This is a genomic window from Pseudomonas sp. GW821-FHT01E05 (assembly GCF_059422425.1).
In genome coordinates this window covers 92069-109209 of sequence record NZ_JBWKWW010000002.1, presented here as the reverse complement: position 1 = coordinate 109209, position 17141 = coordinate 92069, and the positions used below count along the sequence as shown (strand labels likewise).

14 protein-coding genes and 4 pseudogenes are annotated in these 17141 nt (G+C 59.5%); 7 read left to right on the top strand and 11 right to left on the bottom strand.

Annotated features, from left to right (window positions below):
* Positions 1-2: 2 nt before the first annotated feature.
* On the bottom strand, positions 3-2756 hold the full coding sequence (locus tag AC07W5_RS04060; protein WP_495022827.1) for an ATP-binding protein: 2754 nt from the start codon (positions 2754-2756) through the stop codon (positions 3-5).
* The gene (locus tag AC07W5_RS04055) at positions 2753-3022 is read right to left on the bottom strand and encodes a TadE/TadG family type IV pilus assembly protein (RefSeq protein ID WP_494993534.1); all 270 of its coding nucleotides are present in this window, start codon (positions 3020-3022) and stop codon (positions 2753-2755) included. The genes AC07W5_RS04060 and AC07W5_RS04055 overlap by 4 nt, the downstream gene beginning before the upstream one ends.
* Before the next feature lie 75 nt (positions 3023-3097).
* Between AC07W5_RS04055 and AC07W5_RS04050 the strand changes: the two genes are divergently transcribed.
* A complete protein-coding gene (locus AC07W5_RS04050; protein WP_495011285.1) occupies positions 3098-3568 on the top strand; it encodes a prepilin peptidase in 471 nt (156 codons plus the stop codon).
* A 290-nt stretch (positions 3569-3858) separates the two neighbouring features.
* Positions 3859-4178 (top strand): annotated as a pseudogene (locus AC07W5_RS04045) (response regulator); the annotation flags it as partial.
* A 92-nt stretch (positions 4179-4270) separates the two neighbouring features.
* Here AC07W5_RS04045 and AC07W5_RS04040 read toward each other — a convergent pair.
* From AC07W5_RS04040 to AC07W5_RS04025, 4 genes are all read right to left on the bottom strand, one after another.
* Positions 4271-4537: a DUF3613 domain-containing protein gene (locus tag AC07W5_RS04040; protein ID WP_494993629.1), complete on the bottom strand. Its 267-nt coding sequence runs from the start codon at positions 4535-4537 to the stop codon at positions 4271-4273.
* 18 nt (positions 4538-4555) lie between these two features.
* Positions 4556-5278, bottom strand: a complete 723-nt coding sequence (locus tag AC07W5_RS04035; RefSeq protein WP_494993536.1) for a tetratricopeptide repeat protein — start codon at positions 5276-5278, stop codon at positions 4556-4558.
* Between the two features lie 120 nt (positions 5279-5398).
* Positions 5399-6577: a type II and III secretion system protein family protein gene (locus tag AC07W5_RS04030; protein ID WP_495011343.1), complete on the bottom strand. Its 1179-nt coding sequence runs from the start codon at positions 6575-6577 to the stop codon at positions 5399-5401.
* 77 nt (positions 6578-6654) lie between these two features.
* Entirely contained in the window at positions 6655-7206 is a 552-nt protein-coding gene (locus AC07W5_RS04025; protein ID WP_494993537.1) for an SAF domain-containing protein, read from the bottom strand.
* 216 nt (positions 7207-7422) lie between these two features.
* Between AC07W5_RS04025 and AC07W5_RS04020 the strand changes: the two are divergent.
* Positions 7423-7551: pseudogene (locus AC07W5_RS04020) on the top strand (response regulator); the annotation flags it as partial.
* Positions 7552-7606: 55 nt separating this feature from the next.
* The gene (locus AC07W5_RS04015) at positions 7607-8056 is read left to right on the top strand and encodes a DMT family transporter (protein WP_494993538.1); all 450 of its coding nucleotides are present in this window, start codon (positions 7607-7609) and stop codon (positions 8054-8056) included.
* A 9-nt stretch (positions 8057-8065) separates the two neighbouring features.
* Here AC07W5_RS04015 and AC07W5_RS04010 read toward each other — a convergent pair whose 3' ends face one another.
* Both AC07W5_RS04010 and AC07W5_RS04005 read right to left on the bottom strand, forming a co-directional pair.
* Positions 8066-8920, bottom strand: a complete 855-nt coding sequence (locus tag AC07W5_RS04010; RefSeq protein ID WP_495011287.1) for a MaoC family dehydratase — start codon at positions 8918-8920, stop codon at positions 8066-8068.
* Positions 8921-8922: 2 nt separating this feature from the next.
* The gene (locus tag AC07W5_RS04005) at positions 8923-10275 is read right to left on the bottom strand and encodes a 3-oxoacyl-ACP reductase (protein WP_495022826.1); all 1353 of its coding nucleotides are present in this window, start codon (positions 10273-10275) and stop codon (positions 8923-8925) included.
* Positions 10276-10398: 123 nt separating this feature from the next.
* On the opposite strand from AC07W5_RS04005, the gene AC07W5_RS04000 reads away from it, so the two are divergent.
* Entirely contained in the window at positions 10399-11676 is a 1278-nt protein-coding gene (locus AC07W5_RS04000) for an acetyl-CoA C-acetyltransferase (protein WP_495022825.1), read from the top strand.
* Here AC07W5_RS04000 and AC07W5_RS03995 read toward each other — a convergent pair.
* Positions 11663-12691 (bottom strand): bile acid:sodium symporter family protein, encoded by a 1029-nt coding sequence (locus AC07W5_RS03995; RefSeq protein WP_495022824.1) that lies wholly within the window; start codon positions 12689-12691, stop codon positions 11663-11665. The genes AC07W5_RS04000 and AC07W5_RS03995 overlap by 14 nt on opposite strands.
* A gap of 83 nt (positions 12692-12774) precedes the next feature.
* Between AC07W5_RS03995 and AC07W5_RS03990 the strand changes: the two genes are divergently transcribed.
* Positions 12775-13566: an AraC family transcriptional regulator gene (locus AC07W5_RS03990; RefSeq protein ID WP_495011290.1), complete on the top strand. Its 792-nt coding sequence runs from the start codon at positions 12775-12777 to the stop codon at positions 13564-13566.
* Between the two features lie 133 nt (positions 13567-13699).
* Here the strand turns inward: AC07W5_RS03990 and AC07W5_RS03985 are convergent.
* A pseudogene (locus AC07W5_RS03985) lies at positions 13700-14296 on the bottom strand (methyl-accepting chemotaxis protein); the annotation flags it as partial.
* A gap of 261 nt (positions 14297-14557) precedes the next feature.
* Positions 14558-15490: pseudogene (locus tag AC07W5_RS03980) on the bottom strand (cache domain-containing protein); the annotation flags it as partial.
* A gap of 643 nt (positions 15491-16133) precedes the next feature.
* On the opposite strand from AC07W5_RS03980, the gene AC07W5_RS03975 reads away from it, so the two are divergent.
* Positions 16134-17027, top strand: coding sequence for a PA4780 family RIO1-like protein kinase (locus AC07W5_RS03975; RefSeq protein ID WP_494993544.1), 894 nt, complete (start codon positions 16134-16136; stop codon positions 17025-17027).
* Positions 17028-17141: the final 114 nt, after the last annotated feature.

The following is a 17141-nucleotide window of genomic DNA, read 5'->3' as shown; positions in this document are numbered from 1 at the left end:
ATCTACCCCACCACCGGCAACTCAATACAAAACCGCGCACCCTCAACCGTGTTGCTGGCGCTTAGCCGTCCGCCCATGTTCTCGACGATGCCGTAACTCACTGACAACCCGAGTCCGGTCCCGACACCGACCGGTTTGGTGGTGAAAAACGGTTCGAAAATCCGCTCCAGCAGCCGCGGGTCGATTCCGCCGCCGTTGTCCTCCACCCATAGGCGCACCGAACTGCCATCTCGTTGGGCAGACACCGCAATCCAGGGTATGAATTCCCGGTTGGCCTCGCGTTTGCTCAGCAGTGAGTCGCGAGCGTTGACCATCAGGTTGATCAGCACCTGCTCAAGCTGATCGACATAACCGCGTACTTGCACCTCGAAGGCCATCTCCCTGACCCGCAGTTCGACGCCTTTGCCGCGCATACCTTCGCTGAGCAGCGATAGCATGCCTTCTATCGCCTGCGCCGGGTTGAACGGTTGCTGTTCGACTTCCGAGCGTCGACCGAACACCCGCATATGATCGACTACCCGCGCCGCACGCTGGACCTGGGCGTCGATACGGTTGAGTGTGTCTTGCAGGTAGTCGATCTGCACCTCGCCGCGGCTCAAACGTTTGAGCACATTGAAGATGGCCATGCGCATCACGTGCAACGGCTGGTTGATTTCATGGGCAAGGCCAGTGGCCATTTCACCGAGTGTGGCCATTTTTGCGCTTTGAGCGAGTTGCTGTTGGGAGCGACGGACTTCGGTGTTGTCACGGCCCACGGCTTGAACCTCCAGCAATCGGCCTTGCTCATCGAACACCCCCCGATCCGACCAGATCCACCAGGCGTGTTCGCGCCCAGGCAATTGCAGGCTGATTTCTGCGGTGCTCACCGGGAGTTGCGGGCTTAACCGGCTGATGCGCTGGACAAACGCTTCGCGCTGTTCGGCAGACAACCAACTGCCCAGATTCACCCCCGGCAGTTGCGCAGGCAGACATTCCAGATAGTTCGCCAGGGGCCGGTTGCCAAAGGTCAGGGTCAGGTCCGGGCGATAGCGACAGATCATCGCTGGCGAGTCCTCTACCAGAATGCGATAGCGCTCTTCGCTCTGTTTCACGTGCTCGGCGGCCAGGGTCGCCTCGGTGATATCCAGCCACAGTCCGACGGCCTCCACCGGCAGGCCCAGGTCATCACGGAGCAATTTGGCTTCATCCAGCAGCCAGTGGTAATTGCCGTGTTTATCTTGCAGGCGATAACGGCAGCGCACCGAGCCTTCGCGCAGCAGTTGCCGGGTGCGTTCGAAATACAGGTCGCGATCTTCGGGATGAACCCGGTCTACCAGTGCACCATTGAGACAATCGACCAGGTTCCAGCCGAGCAGCGGCAGCAAACTGTCGCTGAAAAACGTCGGTTGCAACGCACCTTCGACATAACGCTGCACGTAGATCACCGCAGGCGAGCTGGCGATCAGGTTATCCAGCCGCGCATGGGCGGCATCGGCTTGCCGTTCCTGGTTCTTGATATCGCTGATGTCGAGCATGAAACCGACCACCCGCCGAGTTTCGCCCACTCCCAGTGCCTGGCCTTGAAGGCGATACCAGATCGGGTTTTGCGCGGCGTCTGACCGGTGCAGGCGTACACACAGCAACAAGGCTTTGCCGTGTTGTTGCAGGTCCTGCAAGCGGCTGCTCAGCTCCTGGCGGTCGGCGGGATGAATCAGGGCCAGCCACGCGTCCAGGGGCAGCCGGGCAGTGTCTGGTTTCAGATGCAGGTTGAGGGCCAGTTGTGGCGCCAGTTGTACCTCGCCACTGTGCGCATAAAGCTCCCACCAACCAGTGCCGAGTAATCCTTGCAGGGTTTCCAGTCGCTCCAGTTGCTGATGGTGATGCTGTTCGCGCAAGCGGCTCAACAACGGCCCGGCCAGCGAAGCGGTCAGCAGCAACCAGTCACGCTCACTCAGGTCCGGGGCGCGCTTTTGCACCGGGTAGAAGCCACAGAGCAACCAGGCCGCAACACCATGGTCATCGCGGTAGGGCACCATAAACCCATCGCTATTGCCAAAGGCACTTTGCAAGCGCGGATGTTCGCTGAAGCCCTGGCGCACGCTCAGGCGCAACGGTGTATTGCCGTTCAAGCTGTCCAGGCTGGTACCCAGAAGCTGCCCGGCGTGCCATAGCGCCGGGGCATCGTGGGCCGCATACTGGCTATGGATTTGCCAACCCTGCTCCTGTTCGTCGAGCAACGCGAGGGCGATACAGGGGATGCACCAGCGCTGGGCAAGCGCTTGCAGTTGTTCGTTCAAGACCTCCGCCAGCCGCGCCATGCTGCACAAGTACAGATGTTCGCTCATCTGTCCGGCAAACACTTGGCATTGCTCACGGCTTTGGGACAGCTGCCGCTCGTGGAGCAAGTCGCCGATATCAAGTAACTGCAGCAGCCAGCCGTCCGCTGTGGGCTGGACCCAACCGCGCAGATGCAGGCTTTGTCCGGTGAGGCTCAGGAAGTCCAGGTCGAGGGTCTGTCCCTGCCAATCGGCGGGCGCGCCGTCGACCACAAGCGCGCTGTGGGGCAACAGGAAATCGAGCAGACGCGGCGACTGATTACCGGGTGTTTGTTGGACCAGAGCATGGTGCAAGGGTCCGGTCATCTGCAGCACGCGGCCCTCGTGGTCCAGGTACAGGTGCAGCCCGACACTGCGCGCGGTGACGCTGCCCGGCGTCTGGGCAGTGAGCGGGGGCTGGCGTCCGAGCAAGCGCCCGAAGAGTTTTTCCCCCGAATTCAAAACTGCAAACTCGACTTCGCGCTGAGTGTCACCGGCAGATTGGGGACTGTTCCCACGCCGGGTAGCAGCAGAAACGGCAGGACCTGATTTAATTTAATGGTTGGATAGTTCATGCTGACGGTCAACACCTCGTTGAACGATTGCATCGGCAGCAGCGGCAGGCTGTAACTGACCAAGCCATAAAACACCGCGAAGAAAATGACAAACACCAAAGCGAATTCAATCGCCACGGCACCTTTTTGCTTTCTGAGGAGGCTTAGCGTCATCAGTGCGTCTACCCTGACAAGTATTACGTCATACCAGCATAGAATCATTCAGCCAAAAGGGACGCTTTTTACCTGATGCAGAGCTTTATCCTATTTATCTGGCTGGCTCTCTGCGCTGTGCAGGACATTCAGCACCGCCAAATTGCCAATGGCTTGACCCTTGGCGCGACGGTCGTGGCGCTGGTGTATTTGCTGTGGAACGACACCACGTGGCTAGGCGCCCGTGCGGAGCAGGGTGTCTGGGCATTCTTGCTGGCGTTGGCCTTCACGTTGCCCGGCTACGTGTCAGGGCGTCTGGAGGCGGCTGATGTGAAGCTGATGGCTGCGTTGGGGCTGGCGACCGACAACCTGCATCTGTTGGGAACCTTCATTGGCGCGGGCATCGTCAGTGTCATCTGGCTGCTGATTGCTCCCAGGCTATGGCCGCATATCAGTAAAAAACTGAGAACCCGCTTGCAGTACCTCGATCCGAAAGAGTCCAGACAACAACCCTTTGCGCCATTCGTTTTTGTCGGCATGCTCCTGGCTGTCGCCTGGATTCATTAGTAGCCCTGAGCTACTAGTGGCCTGTGTGGCTAGTTCTGTTAGTCAACTTCGGCGCCAGCAGCCCATATCCTGCGTTGCTGTTCCTCGCCATAGCGGGCTATGACTCGTCACAGCGCCTTGGCTCTGGGCCGTCGGCATCCGAATTTGAGCTAACGAACTAGCCACACAGGCCACTAGCGCTCTGTACATAGTCGCAAAGTAGTCTATTTTCAATTCAGTACCTGAACAGCCCGACGCTGCAGGTACAGGAAAGGTCAGTCAGTCTTCGGCTGCCAGACATGGAGTCGCGCGTGAACAAGCTAATGTCCCCGGTAAAAGTGCTTGTGGTCGACGATCAGCCGCCGGTCGTGGAAGAACTCTGCGAATTTCTCGAAAACAGCGGTTATCGCTGTGTCCCCTGTAAATCCAGCAGACACGCCATCGAACGTTTCAGTGAGGACGCTGAAATAGGCCTGGTGCTGTGTGATTTACACTTGCCCGAGCTGGACGGCATTGAGTTGGTGCAGGAGCTGCAACGCATCGCCGGCAAACAGCGAGCGTTCGAGGCGATCATGCTCACCGGCATGCCGATAAGCAGCATGTGATCAAGGCGCTACGCGCCGGGGCCGCCTTTGATCAGCGAGTCGGACACAGCAAAGCCGTGTTGACGGAAAGGCTCAGGGCGTGATGGCGGCCTGTCATTGAACGAAGATTTCGCCTTTACTAATTGGATTTCACCCTCCCGGCCATTTTCTGCTCATAGAGGGCAGGAATTTCATGTTGATAGCTTTTCAGCCAGCGCTGCATGCTCAGCTCACGCTCGGCGGGCGTTGCGATTTGCGGTATTGACGATGCCACTGTGTTGCGGCCTTGCAGCTGCAGCCAGACTTCGGTTCCTTGTTGCTGCGCCGAGGCGGGCCCGGCATCCATGGCCAGGGCGGTCAACGGCAGGCTCAGCAGGCCCGCATAGCAGAGGATATTCAGTTTCATCATGGCCTCTCTTGGTGCTTACTTGATACTCGGTTGTTGTGGATCGCTGGCGGTAACGACTTGATCGCCTACGGCCGGTTTGGCTTTGATCAGGGTTTTGAGCTTCTCGGCGCGCGCCTTGGCATTGGTGAATTGTTCAGGGCTCAGGCCGGCGCGGCTGACCACCTCGGAAGCTTGTCTCCAGTTGTCTTGATAGAGTAGCAAGGACACCAGATTCACTGCCGCCAATTGATCTGTCTGCTTGAGCTCAATGGCGGTGAGGAACTCAAAGCGTGCTTCGTTGATCCGCAGTTGGTTGAGGTAGACCACGCCCAGGTCGTTGCGGATTTTCTCGTCAGTGGGCGAGAGTCGCGCGGCACGCGACATATGTTCCAGGGCCTGGTCGTTGTCACCTTTGGCCGCGGCCAGTTGGCCCAGGCCATGTTCAGCTTCGGCTGACAGGCAGGTGCCGAGCAGGCTGCGGTACAGCGGCTCGGCTTCATTTTGGCCCAGCAAGCGGTAAATCCTGGCTTTGCGCAAGCGCACCTGGTTGAGGTCATCGGGCAGATTTTGCAGGTTGGCCAGGCCGGCGTGCAGCTTGCCATCATTGATCATGTCGTCGGCCAGGTTCAGCGACAGTTCCTGATCGGAGTTCAATTTGGCACAGGGGCCGGGTGGGGAAAGGCTCGACCAGGAGCCCTGACCGTTGGTGGCGCAGCCGCCCAGCATCAGCAGGCTTAGTACAGCAATCATTGCTTTCATCAGGATCCCTCTAGTAAGCAAATGCGCGGGCGATGTCGGCGCTGATTACTTGCCCCAGTGGCGCCTCAAAGTAAGTACTGTTGCGAGTGATCGCAAGGAAGGTCTGACTCAGGCTTTGGATCATTGCGAGAGTCCCATTTTCTTGTCGAAGTCGCCGTTTTCCAGGAAGTACATGCGGTAAAAGTTCGGGTCGTAATTGCGCAGTTGCTCGCCGGGCAGCGACGGCAGTTGCGCATTGGCCGCCAGCGGCTGAACCAGGTGCGGGGTGACGATCATCAGCAGCTCGCGCTCTTCGCGATTGATCTTCGAGTCACGGAAAAAAGCTCCGAGGATTGGAATATCACCCAGGCCGGGAAACTTGTTGACCTGAGAATTATTGCGGGTACTGATCAAGCCGCTGATCACGAAGCTTTCGCCATCGGCCAGGGAAACGCTGGTGTCGGTACGTCGCACCGTCAGCGCTGGCACCACGGTACCGGCGATGGTCACGGCGTTGGTGAAGTCGAGTTCACTGACTTCCGGCGCCACCTTCAGGGCAATGCGGTTGCGGCCGACAATCGTCGGCGTCAAGCTCAGGCGGATGCCGAATTCCTTGTATTCGATGAACACGCTGTCGCTGCCGGAGCTGGGCACCGGAATCGGAATCTCGCCGCCGGCGAGGAAGCTTGCACTCTGGCCGCTGAGGGCCACCAGGCTCGGACGTGCCAGGGTGTAGGCAAAACCGCTGCCCTCCAATGCGTTGATCGCTACCAGGGTTTTGCCGCCGATCCAGTTGAAGTTGAACTGGGCGTTATCCACTGGTGCGGTGGCGGTGACGACTCCGTTAATCGTCGGCAGGGTTTTCGGTGCGCCGAACAGGAAGTTGCCACGGGTACCGAAAATTGAGGTCGTGGCTTCTTTGAGCTTGGTGCGGCTGACCTCGACAAAGCGGATGTCGGTCTGCACCTGGATGGGCAGCGTCGGGTCTTCGGACGGTGCTAACGAACTGCTGGTCAGGGAGGCGCTGGCTTTGCCCTGAACGAATATCATGCTCTGACGAGGAGCACTGGAGCACGCGGTCCAGACCATCAGACTGGTTGCGCCCGGGGCCATACCCGTGAGCAGAAAAGCGTTGTTGCCATTGAGGTGCACGTCGGCGACTTTCGGATCGCCTACCGCCAGGCGAGTGATCGCCACAGGGGATGGTATCTCTCGCTGGAGGCCCTCGCCGACTTCAATCGCTGCTGGTAATCGGTCTAATGCGGGGCAGTTGCTGGAGGCGGCTAGCGCCATATCGATAGGTAGTCCGGCCAGCATCATGGCCCAGATCACACGTTTGAACTCTGGCACGGAATGTTTGCGCATGTATGTTCTTCCCTGCTTTATCAAGGGGTTTGTCATGAGGCCTGGTTACCGCGAATAATCTCTATGGCTGTGTGTAGCGTAGCCACAGTATTGTTTCTAGCCAGCCCTTTGGACGCCGCACCGAGGGCCAGTTGGGTGAATTGGAACAAGTGACTATTGACGGCGTAGAGGTTGGCCGGGGAGTCGCTTTCGCCTGCCCAGGAAAGGGCTTGCGGGCCACCGGCCTCGAAGCTGTCATCACTGAACCAGGCACCGGCGCTCAGGTGCCGCCAAGGCGCACGACCAACAACCTGATCGATACTGCTCAGGCTGCCAGCAGGTGCACTGCGAAGTTTTTCCAGAGCAAGGTCAGCGGCGCTGATCGGGACGAAAGGAGGTACGTCGTGGACCAGCACCACGACCGGTTGACAGGGCTGGTCTTCGGCCGTGGCAACAGCTTTTTCCAGTGCGACGGGGGCGGCGCTTTGGATCATTGGTTCGGCTACCAGCACTGGTTGGTGGCTGAGTACGAGCCCCCAATAAACAACAAAAATGGCCCCTGCTAAAAGTAATCCGGCCAGGCCCATGGTGATGCGACTGTTCATCACGGCTCTCCCTTTCCTGCCGTATTACCAGTCTGTATTTCCAGACGGTCAGTTTCGCAATCAGGCAGCTATGAACATGTATCTATTTGCTATTTGAAGGTAGCGCAGACCAGCCAAAATGCCATTACCCAGAAAGAAATAACTCGAAGACGTCTGAAGAAATTTCAAAAACGACGGACTTTTGGCGTGATCCTTCCGGTTAATACTTTGTGATTAATCCGTTCTTGCAGTTGCTTCACCGCGACCTCGGTCAAACTTGCCCTGCAACACTTGACCCGCAATCCGGATATCGCGCTGGTCATCGCCGACCTGCGCATGCCGGAAGAAAGCGGTATGCCGATCATTTAACAAGAGGCATTGCCTTATACTGCGCGTCCTGACTTCCCCGCTGGAGAACACTATGCCCGCCCCTGTCTGGTGGCTGCTTTGCCTGCCCTTTATTGCCGGCGCTTTTCTTCCGCTGCAGGCGGGAATCAATGGCCAACTGGCCAAGCAGGTGTCCAGCGTTCTGGCTGCGGCATTGATTTCATTTTTTGTCGGGGCTGTGGCGCTGCTGATTCTGGTCATGGTTCAACGTGAAGTACCGACGTTGAACGCGCTGAAAAGCCTGACCTGGTGGCACTGGAGCGGGGGGCTGCTCGGCGCTTTCTTTATCACCACGGCCGCGTTTGCCGGCCCGCGAATCGGCGCCATGTTGTTCATGGCGCTGGTACTGGCCGGTCAGTTGGGCATGGCCCTGGCACTGGACCATTTCGGCTGGGCCGGTTTTCGCGAAGCGCCGATCAGCGTCGGCAAGGTTGCCGGGCTGGTGCTGATCCTGGCCGGGGTGTTCATGATCCGGCGTGGTTGAGTCGCAGCCTCAGGCAATCGGCCGCCAACTGCCGAGCATGTGCTCCAGATCCCCGGCACCCATCAATCGCAAGTCCCCACTGGAGCCCGCTGCGCTGCTCAGTAATGTGACCTCGCCGGGCAAGCGCACCGGTTTTTTGAACTCCACCGCAATTTCTACATTGGCCGCGGGCAAACGCTCGCTGAGTGCTGCCAGGGTGCGCGCCTTGTTCCACAATCCATGGGCGATGGCCTTGGGGAATCCGAACATTTTGGCGCTGACGGCGCTCAGGTGAATCGGGTTGTAATCGCCGGAGACCCTGGCGTACCGACGGCCGATGTTGGCGGGAGCCCACCAACGCGTCAATTCGCTCAAGGCCGTGGGCGCTGATTGCGTTTCTTCGAGTGGTTCGCCCGGCAACTCGACGCCTCTGCACAGCATGCGGCTTTCGGCTTCCCACAGCGGACCGAGCGGATCTTCAAGCGTGGTGATCAGGTCGAACACCGCACCTTTGGCGTGAGGTTGCAGGTTTTTCAGATGAACACTCACTCGCACACTGCCGACGCCGCCCATGGGTCTTAACACGCGGATGCGATTGGCCAGATGAATCAGCCCCAGCAGCGGGAAAGGGAAGTCACTGGCGGTGAGCAGTTGCATCTGCAAGGCGAACGCCAGCACATGGGGATAGGTCGGCGGTAGCAAGCCGTTCTCGGTAAAACCGCAGACTTTGCGATAGGCCGCCAGCCGTTTTGGGTCGACATCGACCCAGCAGCGCAAGCCATTCTCGGGCAGTGTGGTGCCGGTGATCTTGCGCCGCGTGGCTGCCCGAACGTATAGCTCGGTCAGGTTGGGGGCTCTGTTGAGTGTGTGCCAGTCCACTGCCATGATTATGCTCCCAATACGTTTTGCCCACAGACGCGCAAGGCTTGCCCGGTGACTGCGCCGCTACCCGGCTGGCTGAGCCAGGCCACAGCTTCGGCGACGTCCTGGGGCAAACCACCCTGACCCAGAGAACTCATGCGCCGCCCGGCTTCGCGCAGAGCGAACGGAATATGTGCAGTCATCTGTGTTTCGATAAAGCCCGGCGCTACCGCGTTGATGCTGATGCCGCGCTCCTGCAGCAGCGGCGCCCAGGCCTGGGCGAGGCCGATCAGCCCGGCCTTGCTCGCGGCGTAGTTGGTTTGCCCGCGGTTGCCGGCAATGCCGCTGATGGAGGCCAATAGAATCACTCGACCGTTATCGCACAGGGTGCCGCTGTCCAGTAGCGCCTGGGTTAGTACTTGCGGCGCGTTGAGGTTGACGGCGAGCACCGCGTCCCAGAAATCCGGGGTCATGTTGGCCAGGGTCTTGTCGCGGGTAATCCCGGCGTTGTGCACCACGATATCAATGCCGTCCGGCAGCTGTTCGATCAGTTGTGTACCGGCATCCTCTGCGCAGATATCCAGCGCGATACCGCGCCCGCCCAAGCGAGCGGCGAGGGCATCGAGATCGGATTTGGCCGGCGGCACGTCAAGCAGGATGACGTCGGCGCCATCTCGGGCCAGAGTCTCGGCAATCGCTGCTCCGATACCGCGTGCAGCGCCGGTGACCAGGGCTTTGCGCCCGGCCAGGGGACGGCTCCAGTCCTGCACCTGGGTGTCGCAGGCACTCAGGCGCAACACTTGCCCGGACACGTAGGCGCTTTTGGGCGAAAGGAAAAACCGCAGTGCACCTTCAAGCTGCTCTTCGGCGCCTTCGCCCACCTGCAACAACTGCAAGGTGCCGCCGTTGCGCAATTCCTTGGCCAATGAGCGACTGAAACCTTCCAGCGCCCGCTGGGCACTGGCGGCGAACGGGTCACTCAGGGTGTGCGGTGCGCGTCCGAGAATTACCACGTGAGGGCTGTTGTCGAGGTTCCTCAGCAGCGGCTGGAAGAATTCGCGCAATTGCTTGAGTTGATCGGTCCGGGTAATGGCGCTGGCATCGAACACCACGGCTTTGAGTTTGGGGCCGTGACCGGGAATCCAGGCAGGCGCCACCAGCGGCTCGGGGCCGTAGCTGTAAATAGCATCGGTCAGCTTGTTAGCGAACGCGCTGATGTTCTGCGCCAGCGGGCCACCGCCAATCAGCAACGCGCCTTCGACGGGTCGCAGGCGCCCGGCCTGCCAGCGCTCCAGACGTCCCGGTGACGGCAGGCCAAGGGCACCGACCAGGCGGCGGCCGATTGCCGAGTTGGCGAAGTCGATGTAGCGATCAGACATGGAACGCCCTCCAGCTGCTGGGGTTCAAACTGTGGACCATTGATGGTCATCAGTCGTTCGATTAAACGAGATACAACCTACGCTTGTACAAGCGTGCACCACTCACAGGATAGGGAGCTTTTCATGACTCAGCCGCGCCGCGTCGCGATTATCGGCGGTAACCGTATCCCCTTCGCCCGCTCCAATGGTCCTTATGCCACGGCGAGTAACCAGGCGATGCTGACGGCGGCGCTCGAAGGGTTGATCGAACGCTATAACCTGCACGGCCTGCGCCTGGGCGAAGTGGTTGCTGGCGCGGTACTCAAGCATTCGCGGGATTTCAACCTGACCCGCGAATGCGTGCTTGGCTCGCGGCTGTCACCGGCCACCCCGGCCTACGACATTCAACAAGCCTGCGGTACAGGCCTTGAAGCGGCGCTGCTGGTGGCGAACAAAATCGCCCTGGGGCAGATCGAATGCGGCATCGCTGGCGGGGTCGACACAACCTCGGATGCGCCGATCGGGGTGAATGAGGAGTTGCGCAAGATTCTGTTGCAGGTCAATCGCAGCAAAACCACCGTCGAAAAGCTCAAAACCCTGCTGCAACTGCGGCCCCATCACCTGAAGCCTGAACTGCCGCGAAATGGCGAACCGCGCACCGGCTTGTCCATGGGGGAGCATTGCGAGTTGATGGCGCAGGCCTGGAGCATTCCCCGTGCCGAGCAGGATCAGCTGGCGCTTGAAAGCCATCAGAAAATGGCTGCCGCCTACACTGAAGGCTGGCAAAACGATTTGATGACGCCGTTCCTTGGCCTGACCCGTGACAACAACCTGCGCCCTGACCTGACCCTGGAAAAACTCACGTCGCTCAAACCGGTGTTCGAGCGCAGTGAAAAGGGTACGTTGACGGCGGGCAATTCGACGCCGCTGACCGATGGTGCGTCGCTGGTGTTACTGGGCAGTGAGGCATGGGCCAAGGAGCGCGGCTTACCGATCCTCGCGTATCTGCGCGACGGCGAAGCGGCTGCGGTGGATTTCGTCAAAGGTGCGGAAGGCCTGTTGATGGCGCCGGTGTATGCGGTGCCGCGCCTGCTGGCGCGTAACGGTCTGACGCTGCAGGACTTCGATTACTACGAGATCCACGAAGCCTTTGCCGCGCAAGTGCTGTGCACCCTCAAGGCTTGGGACGATCCGGTGTATTGCAAAACCCGTCTCGGCCTGGACGCGCCGCTGGGCTCCATTGACCGCAGTCGGCTAAACGTCAAAGGCAGCTCTCTGGCCGCCGGACATCCGTTTGCGGCCACGGGCGGGCGGATCGTCGCGAGTCTGGCCAAGTTGCTGGACGCGGCGGGGCAGGGTCGAGGCTTGATCTCGATCTGCGCCGCTGGCGGTCAGGGTGTCACTGCAATCATTGAGCGCTGAGCACAGCTGCGCCTTGCTGCTCGGCGATCAACCGATTGCGGTTGGCGTAACTCTCGGCCATCACCGAGCAGACGATCAACTGCAAGGGGTGATAGATCATGATCGGCAACAGGATCAGCCCCAGCCCCGGGTTGGCGCCGAAGATCAGCGCGGCCATCGGTGCGCCGGCGGCCAGAGACTTTTTGCTGGAGCAGAACACCGCGGCGATCTCGTCGGCCGGACTGAACTTCAAGGCGCGGGCGGTGCGTGTCGTCATCCAGAGGATAGCTGCCAGCAATATCGCGCTGCCAATCAAGGCGCTGAGAATGACCGAGTTACCCTGCTGTTGCCATATACCGGAGACCATCGAGTTGCAGAACGCGGCGTAGACGAGTAACAGGATCACCAGCTTGTCGACGATGTTGGTGTAGCGTTTGTGTCGGGCGAAAAACTTGCCGAAGAACGGCCGTAGCAACTGGCCGAGCACCAGCGGCAGCAGCAACATTGCGCAGAGGTCGAGCAAGGTCGAGCCCAGGTCGATCCCGCCCGCGCCGCTGCCCATCACCAAACTCACCAGCAACGGCGTGAGGAAGATCCCCAGCACACTGGACAGGCTGGCATTGAGAATCGCCGCTGGCACGTTGCCGCCGGCGCTGCCGGTCAGGGCCACAGAGGAGGAGATCGTCGAGGGCAGGGCGCACAAGTAGAGAAAGCCGAGCATCAACAGCGACGGGAAATGGGAACCCAGCAGTTTGTCGCTGAGCAGCCAGATCAGCGGAAACACCACGAAGGTGAAACTCTGCACCATGATGTGCAGACGCCAGTTCTTCAGACCATGGCTGATCTGTTCGCTGGACAGGTTGACCCCATGCAGAAAGAACACCAGAAACACACCAATGTTGATCACCCGTTCGGCATGCATCGATCCGCCCGAAGCGCCGAAGCGTGGGAACAGGTACGACAGCAAGGTCGCCACCAGCATGCCGCACAAGAACCAGTCGGTGACCACGCGTTTGAGGTGTTTGAAGGCATGCATATCCGGCACCGATAGGATTGTAAGAATTGATGACTTAGCCTAACGTCGGTGCAACAAGCCGTCTTGCGACATAAGGCCAATCAATGCCGACTAACGGACAACGTGGACTCGAACGGCAAATTCCCGCTCTGACGGCATTGCCGCGCCCGCTGTATGCCCGGGCTGAAAGTCTCAGCGCCGGCTCATGGACGCCGGCTCATCGCCACGACTGGGTGCAGTTTTCCTACGCGATCAGTGGCGTACTTGGCGTGCATACCGCCGAGGGCAGCTTCTTTGCGCCGCCACAGTGGGGGATCTGGATTCCGGCTGACCTGGAGCATCACGTGGTGACCTCGATGCGTGCGGAAATGCGTAGCCTCTATGTGCGCCGCGAAGATTGCGCATGGGCCCCTGAGCGTTGCCGGGTGCTGGAAGTGACGTCGCTGGCGCGGGAGTTGATCAAGAGTTTTTGCCAATTGCCGGTGGATTATCCACAGGGCAACACCCGCGAAGCGCGCCTGGTGCAGGTGCTGATGGACCAGTTGGCGAGCTTGCCTGAGGTCGGCTTCTCCTTGCCGCTGCCACGCCATCCACGCCTGCTTGGGCTGTGCAACGAGTTGATCGCCAGCCCTGAGCAAAGCGTCACGTTGCACGAGTGGGCTGAGCATCTGGGGACATCGGAGAAAACCTTGATGCGGCTATTTCAGCGTGAGACGGGTCTGAGTTTCCGCAGCTGGCGTCAGCGTATGCGCTTGTTATCGTCATTGCGCACATTGGAGGAGGGCGACAGCGTGACCACTGCTGCGCTGTCGTGTGGCTATGACTCGACCTCGGCGTTTATTGCGGCGTTCAAGGGGTTGTTCGGATTTACCCCGGGAGAATTGTTCAAACAGTGAAAGCGCTAAAAGAGCAATTACTCCCACGCTCTGCGTGGGAGTGTAGCGATGGACGCTCCAGCGGCGCTTTTGAAGCGTGACGCAGAGCATCACCGGAGGCATTCCCACGCAGAGCGTGGGAACGATCAGGCTCTTACGTGCGGAACCTTCTCACCAAAACATCCAGCTCATTGGACAACCCTGCCAGGCTCCGGGAGTCCAGTTGCGCCGAGTTGGCCAATTCGGCCACCAGCTGCGCATCGCCATGGATCTGGCTGATGTGGCGGTTGATGTCTTCAGCGACCTGGTGCTGCTCCTCGGCGGCCGTAGCGATCTGGGTGTTCATGTCGCGGATCACGTCCACCGACTCACGGATCTGTCCGAAACTGCTACGCGCCAGCCCGATGCGGCTGACGGACTGTTGCGACACTTCAAGGCTGGCGTGCATCTGCTGCGTGACCTGACTGGTGCGCTTGGCCAGATTGCCCAGCAGGCCGTCGATCTCGGCAGTCGAGTCGGCGGTACGCTTGGCCAGGGCTCGCACTTCATCGGCAACCACGGCAAAACCGCGACCTTGCTCACCCGCACGGGCGGCTTCAATGGCCGCGTTCAAGGCCAGCAGGTTGGTTTGCTCGGCGATGGAGCGGATGGTGCCGAGAATCGACTGGATGTCATTGCTGTCGCGCTCCAGTTGCTGCATCGACTGCGCTGACTGCTCGATCTCCTGGCTCAGCTGATCGACGCTGCTGACCGCGGCATCGATCTGTTGCTGACCTTCGCGGGCCTGGCGCTGACCACTGTCGGCCGATTCGGCGGCCTGGCTGCAAGAGCGCGCGACTTCGTTGGCGGTGGCGACCATTTCGTGGAACGCGGTGGACACCATGTCCACTGCTTCGCGCTGGCGTCCGGCGGCTTCGGCCATGTCGCTGGAGACCTGGGTCGAGCTCTTGGAAGTGGCGAGGATCTTGTTCGCTGCCTGGCCGATGTTCTGGATCAGGTTACGGATCGCTGCCAGGAACTGATTGAACCAGTTGGCCAGTTGCGCGGTTTCATCGCTGCCACGGATCTGCAGGTTCTGCGTCAGGTCGCCTTCACCTTGGGCGATCCCTTCCAGACCGCTGGCAACGCTGCGGATCGGCCGCACGATCAGGCTGGCGAAACTGGCACCGACCACGGCGAAGATCACCGCCAACACCGTGGCGATGATTGCGATCAACCAGGTCAGCTGGGTCGCCGAACTCATCACTTCGGTCTGTTTGATCAGGCCGATAAAGGTCCAGCCCAGCTGTTCCGATGGCCAAACGTTGGCCATGTAGTGCTCGCCGTTCAGTTCGACTTCCACCAGGCCTTTGCCGGCCTTGGCCAGTTGCGCATAACCATCACCCAGGCTGCTCAGGGCTTTAAAGTTGTGCTCCGGTTGCTTGGGATCGACCAGCACCGTGCCGGTGTTTTCCATCAGCATCAGGTAACCGGTATCGCCAAGCTTGATCTGTTTGACGATTTCGGTGAGCTGTTTGAGCGTCACGTCGATACTTACCACGCCGCCCGTGGCGCCCAACTTGTTGCCGATGGTGCGCACGGTACTGACGTAGGTCGTGTCGTCGGCGGCATAGTAATAAGCTTCTGTGCGAAACGGTTTGCCCGGATTGGCCATGGCGGCCTTGTACCAGGGGCGCTGACGCGGGTCGTAGTTGTTCAGCTTCGCTTCGTCAGGCCAGGAGACGTAACCGCCAGCACTGGTGCCCACGATCGCATAGGCGTAAGACGGATGGCTGGTGCCTATGCTCTCGAGCAGGGTAAAAATCTGTTTGTCCATCTCCCCTTGGGGAATGTCCGCCGCGTTGGCGCTGATGTAGGTTTTGAGGCTGTCATCGCTGTTTTTGATCAGCGGCTGGTTGGCCAGATAGTTGACGTTCTGGCTGATGCTATCGAAAAATATTTGCATGGCGTTGCTGACCTGACGAATCTCACGGCCGCTGCCGTCGACGAAAGCGTCTTTCGCATCGCTGCGCAGGTTCAGCACCACCAGGGTGGCGACCAGTACGACCGGCAAGCAGGCGATGATTGCAAACGCCCACGTCAGTTTTTGTTTGATGTTCATCCGCGCTCCAGATTTTTCTTATAAGCCCACGAAGTGCTGATGACTCGCGGATTAACGGCAGCCGTAAAGCCTTGCGGTGTTTTTTGCAGTCTCTTGCATCCTGCGACGTGCGCGGCCTCCATCAAGGAGATCCAGTGCGGTACGCTGGCGTCTTTATTCTGATTGTCAGACAAAATAGGTTTGTCTCTGATGACTTCGGCTGATTGGAGAGAAAATTGAGGCTCTTCAAAAAAAATCCTGCACTGGCTTGGTGACCCGGTCTCAGCTTGTGTCACAAATGCCCTCGTATCGGGCCGCTAACAAGGGCAGGACTCTCGGCTATGATTCTGTGCGGTCGACCGATGTCGACCGGTTTCTCTGATTAATCTGGCACATTGAGTGCATCTGAGGTGTTCATAGGTCGGCAACCCCTCCCCGCTGTGAGAGGATTGCCGTATAACGAGTGACATTCGCGTGTTTGGTAATAAAGGACCCACAATAAAAGCTGATGAAGACTCCAAAACGCATTGAACCCCTGATCGAGGACGGTCTGGTCGACGAGGTGCTGCGCCCACTCATGAGTGGTAAAGAAGCAGCTGTTTATGTGGTGCGCTGCGGTAACGAGTTACGTTGCGCCAAGGTTTACAAGGAGGCGAATAAACGAAGTTTTCGTCAGGCGGCCGAGTACCAGGAAGGTCGCAAGGTGCGCAACAGCCGGCAGGCTCGAGCGATGGCCAAGGGCTCCAAGTTCGGTCGTAAAGAAACCGAAGACGCCTGGCAGAACGCCGAAGTGGCTGCATTGTTCCGTCTGGCCAGTGCCGGCGTGCGGGTTCCCAAGCCGTACGACTTCCTTGAAGGCGTGCTGCTGATGGAGCTGATCGCCGATGAATACGGTGACGCGGCGCCACGTTTGAACGATGTGGTGCTGGAACCGGATCAGGCGCTTGAGTATCACGCTTTCCTGATTCAGCAGATCGTGCTGATGTTGTGTACCGGTCTGGTGCACGGCGACCTGTCCGAGTTCAACGTGCTGCTGACGCCGACGGGTCCTGTGATCATCGATCTGCCGCAAGCAGTGGACGCGGCGGGCAACAACCATGCGTTCAGCATGCTGGAGCGGGATGTCGGCAACATGGCGTCCTACTTCGGGCGTTTTGCTCCGCAGTTGAAAGGCACCAGGTATGCCAAGGAAATGTGGGCCTTGTATGAAGCCGGCACCTTGCATCCGGCCAGCGTGTTGACCGGCGAGTTCGACGAACCGGAGGAGCTGGCGGACGTCGGCGGCATCATGCGCGAGATCGAAGCCGCACGGTTCGATGAAGAGCGTCGGCAAGCGGTGCGCGCCGCTGACGATGCGCCACCGGGCAAAACCGAAGAGCCGCCTCCACCCTGGATGCAGTGATTGGGAAAAAAAATCCGGCCTCGGCCGGATTTTTTGTGGAGGGTGTTTTCTCACGACGCGGCACATTTCCTGTAGCAGCTGCCGCTAGGCTGCGTTCGGCTGCGAAGCAGTCGT

Excerpts from the sequence above, each read along its gene's own strand:
- AC07W5_RS03990 (WP_495011290.1), top strand. The coding sequence starts at position 12,775 with ATGCCGACTAACGGACAACGTGGACTCGAACGGCAAATTCCCGCTCTG.
- AC07W5_RS03975 (WP_494993544.1), top strand. The coding sequence starts at position 16,134 with ATGAAGACTCCAAAACGCATTGAACCCCTGATCGAGGACGGTCTGGTC.
- AC07W5_RS04040 (WP_494993629.1), bottom strand. The coding sequence starts at position 4,537 with ATGAAACTGAATATCCTCTGCTATGCGGGCCTGCTGAGCCTGCCGTTG.
- AC07W5_RS04025 (WP_494993537.1), bottom strand. The coding sequence starts at position 7,206 with ATGAACAGTCGCATCACCATGGGCCTGGCCGGATTACTTTTAGCAGGG.
- AC07W5_RS04055 (WP_494993534.1), bottom strand. The coding sequence starts at position 3,022 with ATGACGCTAAGCCTCCTCAGAAAGCAAAAAGGTGCCGTGGCGATTGAA.
- AC07W5_RS03995 (WP_495022824.1), bottom strand. The coding sequence starts at position 12,691 with ATGCATGCCTTCAAACACCTCAAACGCGTGGTCACCGACTGGTTCTTG.
- AC07W5_RS04015 (WP_494993538.1), top strand. The coding sequence starts at position 7,607 with ATGCCCGCCCCTGTCTGGTGGCTGCTTTGCCTGCCCTTTATTGCCGGC.
- AC07W5_RS04005 (WP_495022826.1), bottom strand. The coding sequence starts at position 10,275 with ATGTCTGATCGCTACATCGACTTCGCCAACTCGGCAATCGGCCGCCGC.
- AC07W5_RS04010 (WP_495011287.1), bottom strand. The coding sequence starts at position 8,920 with ATGGCAGTGGACTGGCACACACTCAACAGAGCCCCCAACCTGACCGAG.
- AC07W5_RS04030 (WP_495011343.1), bottom strand. The coding sequence starts at position 6,577 with ATGATGCTGGCCGGACTACCTATCGATATGGCGCTAGCCGCCTCCAGC.
- AC07W5_RS04035 (WP_494993536.1), bottom strand. The coding sequence starts at position 5,278 with ATGAAAGCAATGATTGCTGTACTAAGCCTGCTGATGCTGGGCGGCTGC.
- AC07W5_RS04000 (WP_495022825.1), top strand. The coding sequence starts at position 10,399 with ATGACTCAGCCGCGCCGCGTCGCGATTATCGGCGGTAACCGTATCCCC.
- AC07W5_RS04050 (WP_495011285.1), top strand. The coding sequence starts at position 3,098 with ATGCAGAGCTTTATCCTATTTATCTGGCTGGCTCTCTGCGCTGTGCAG.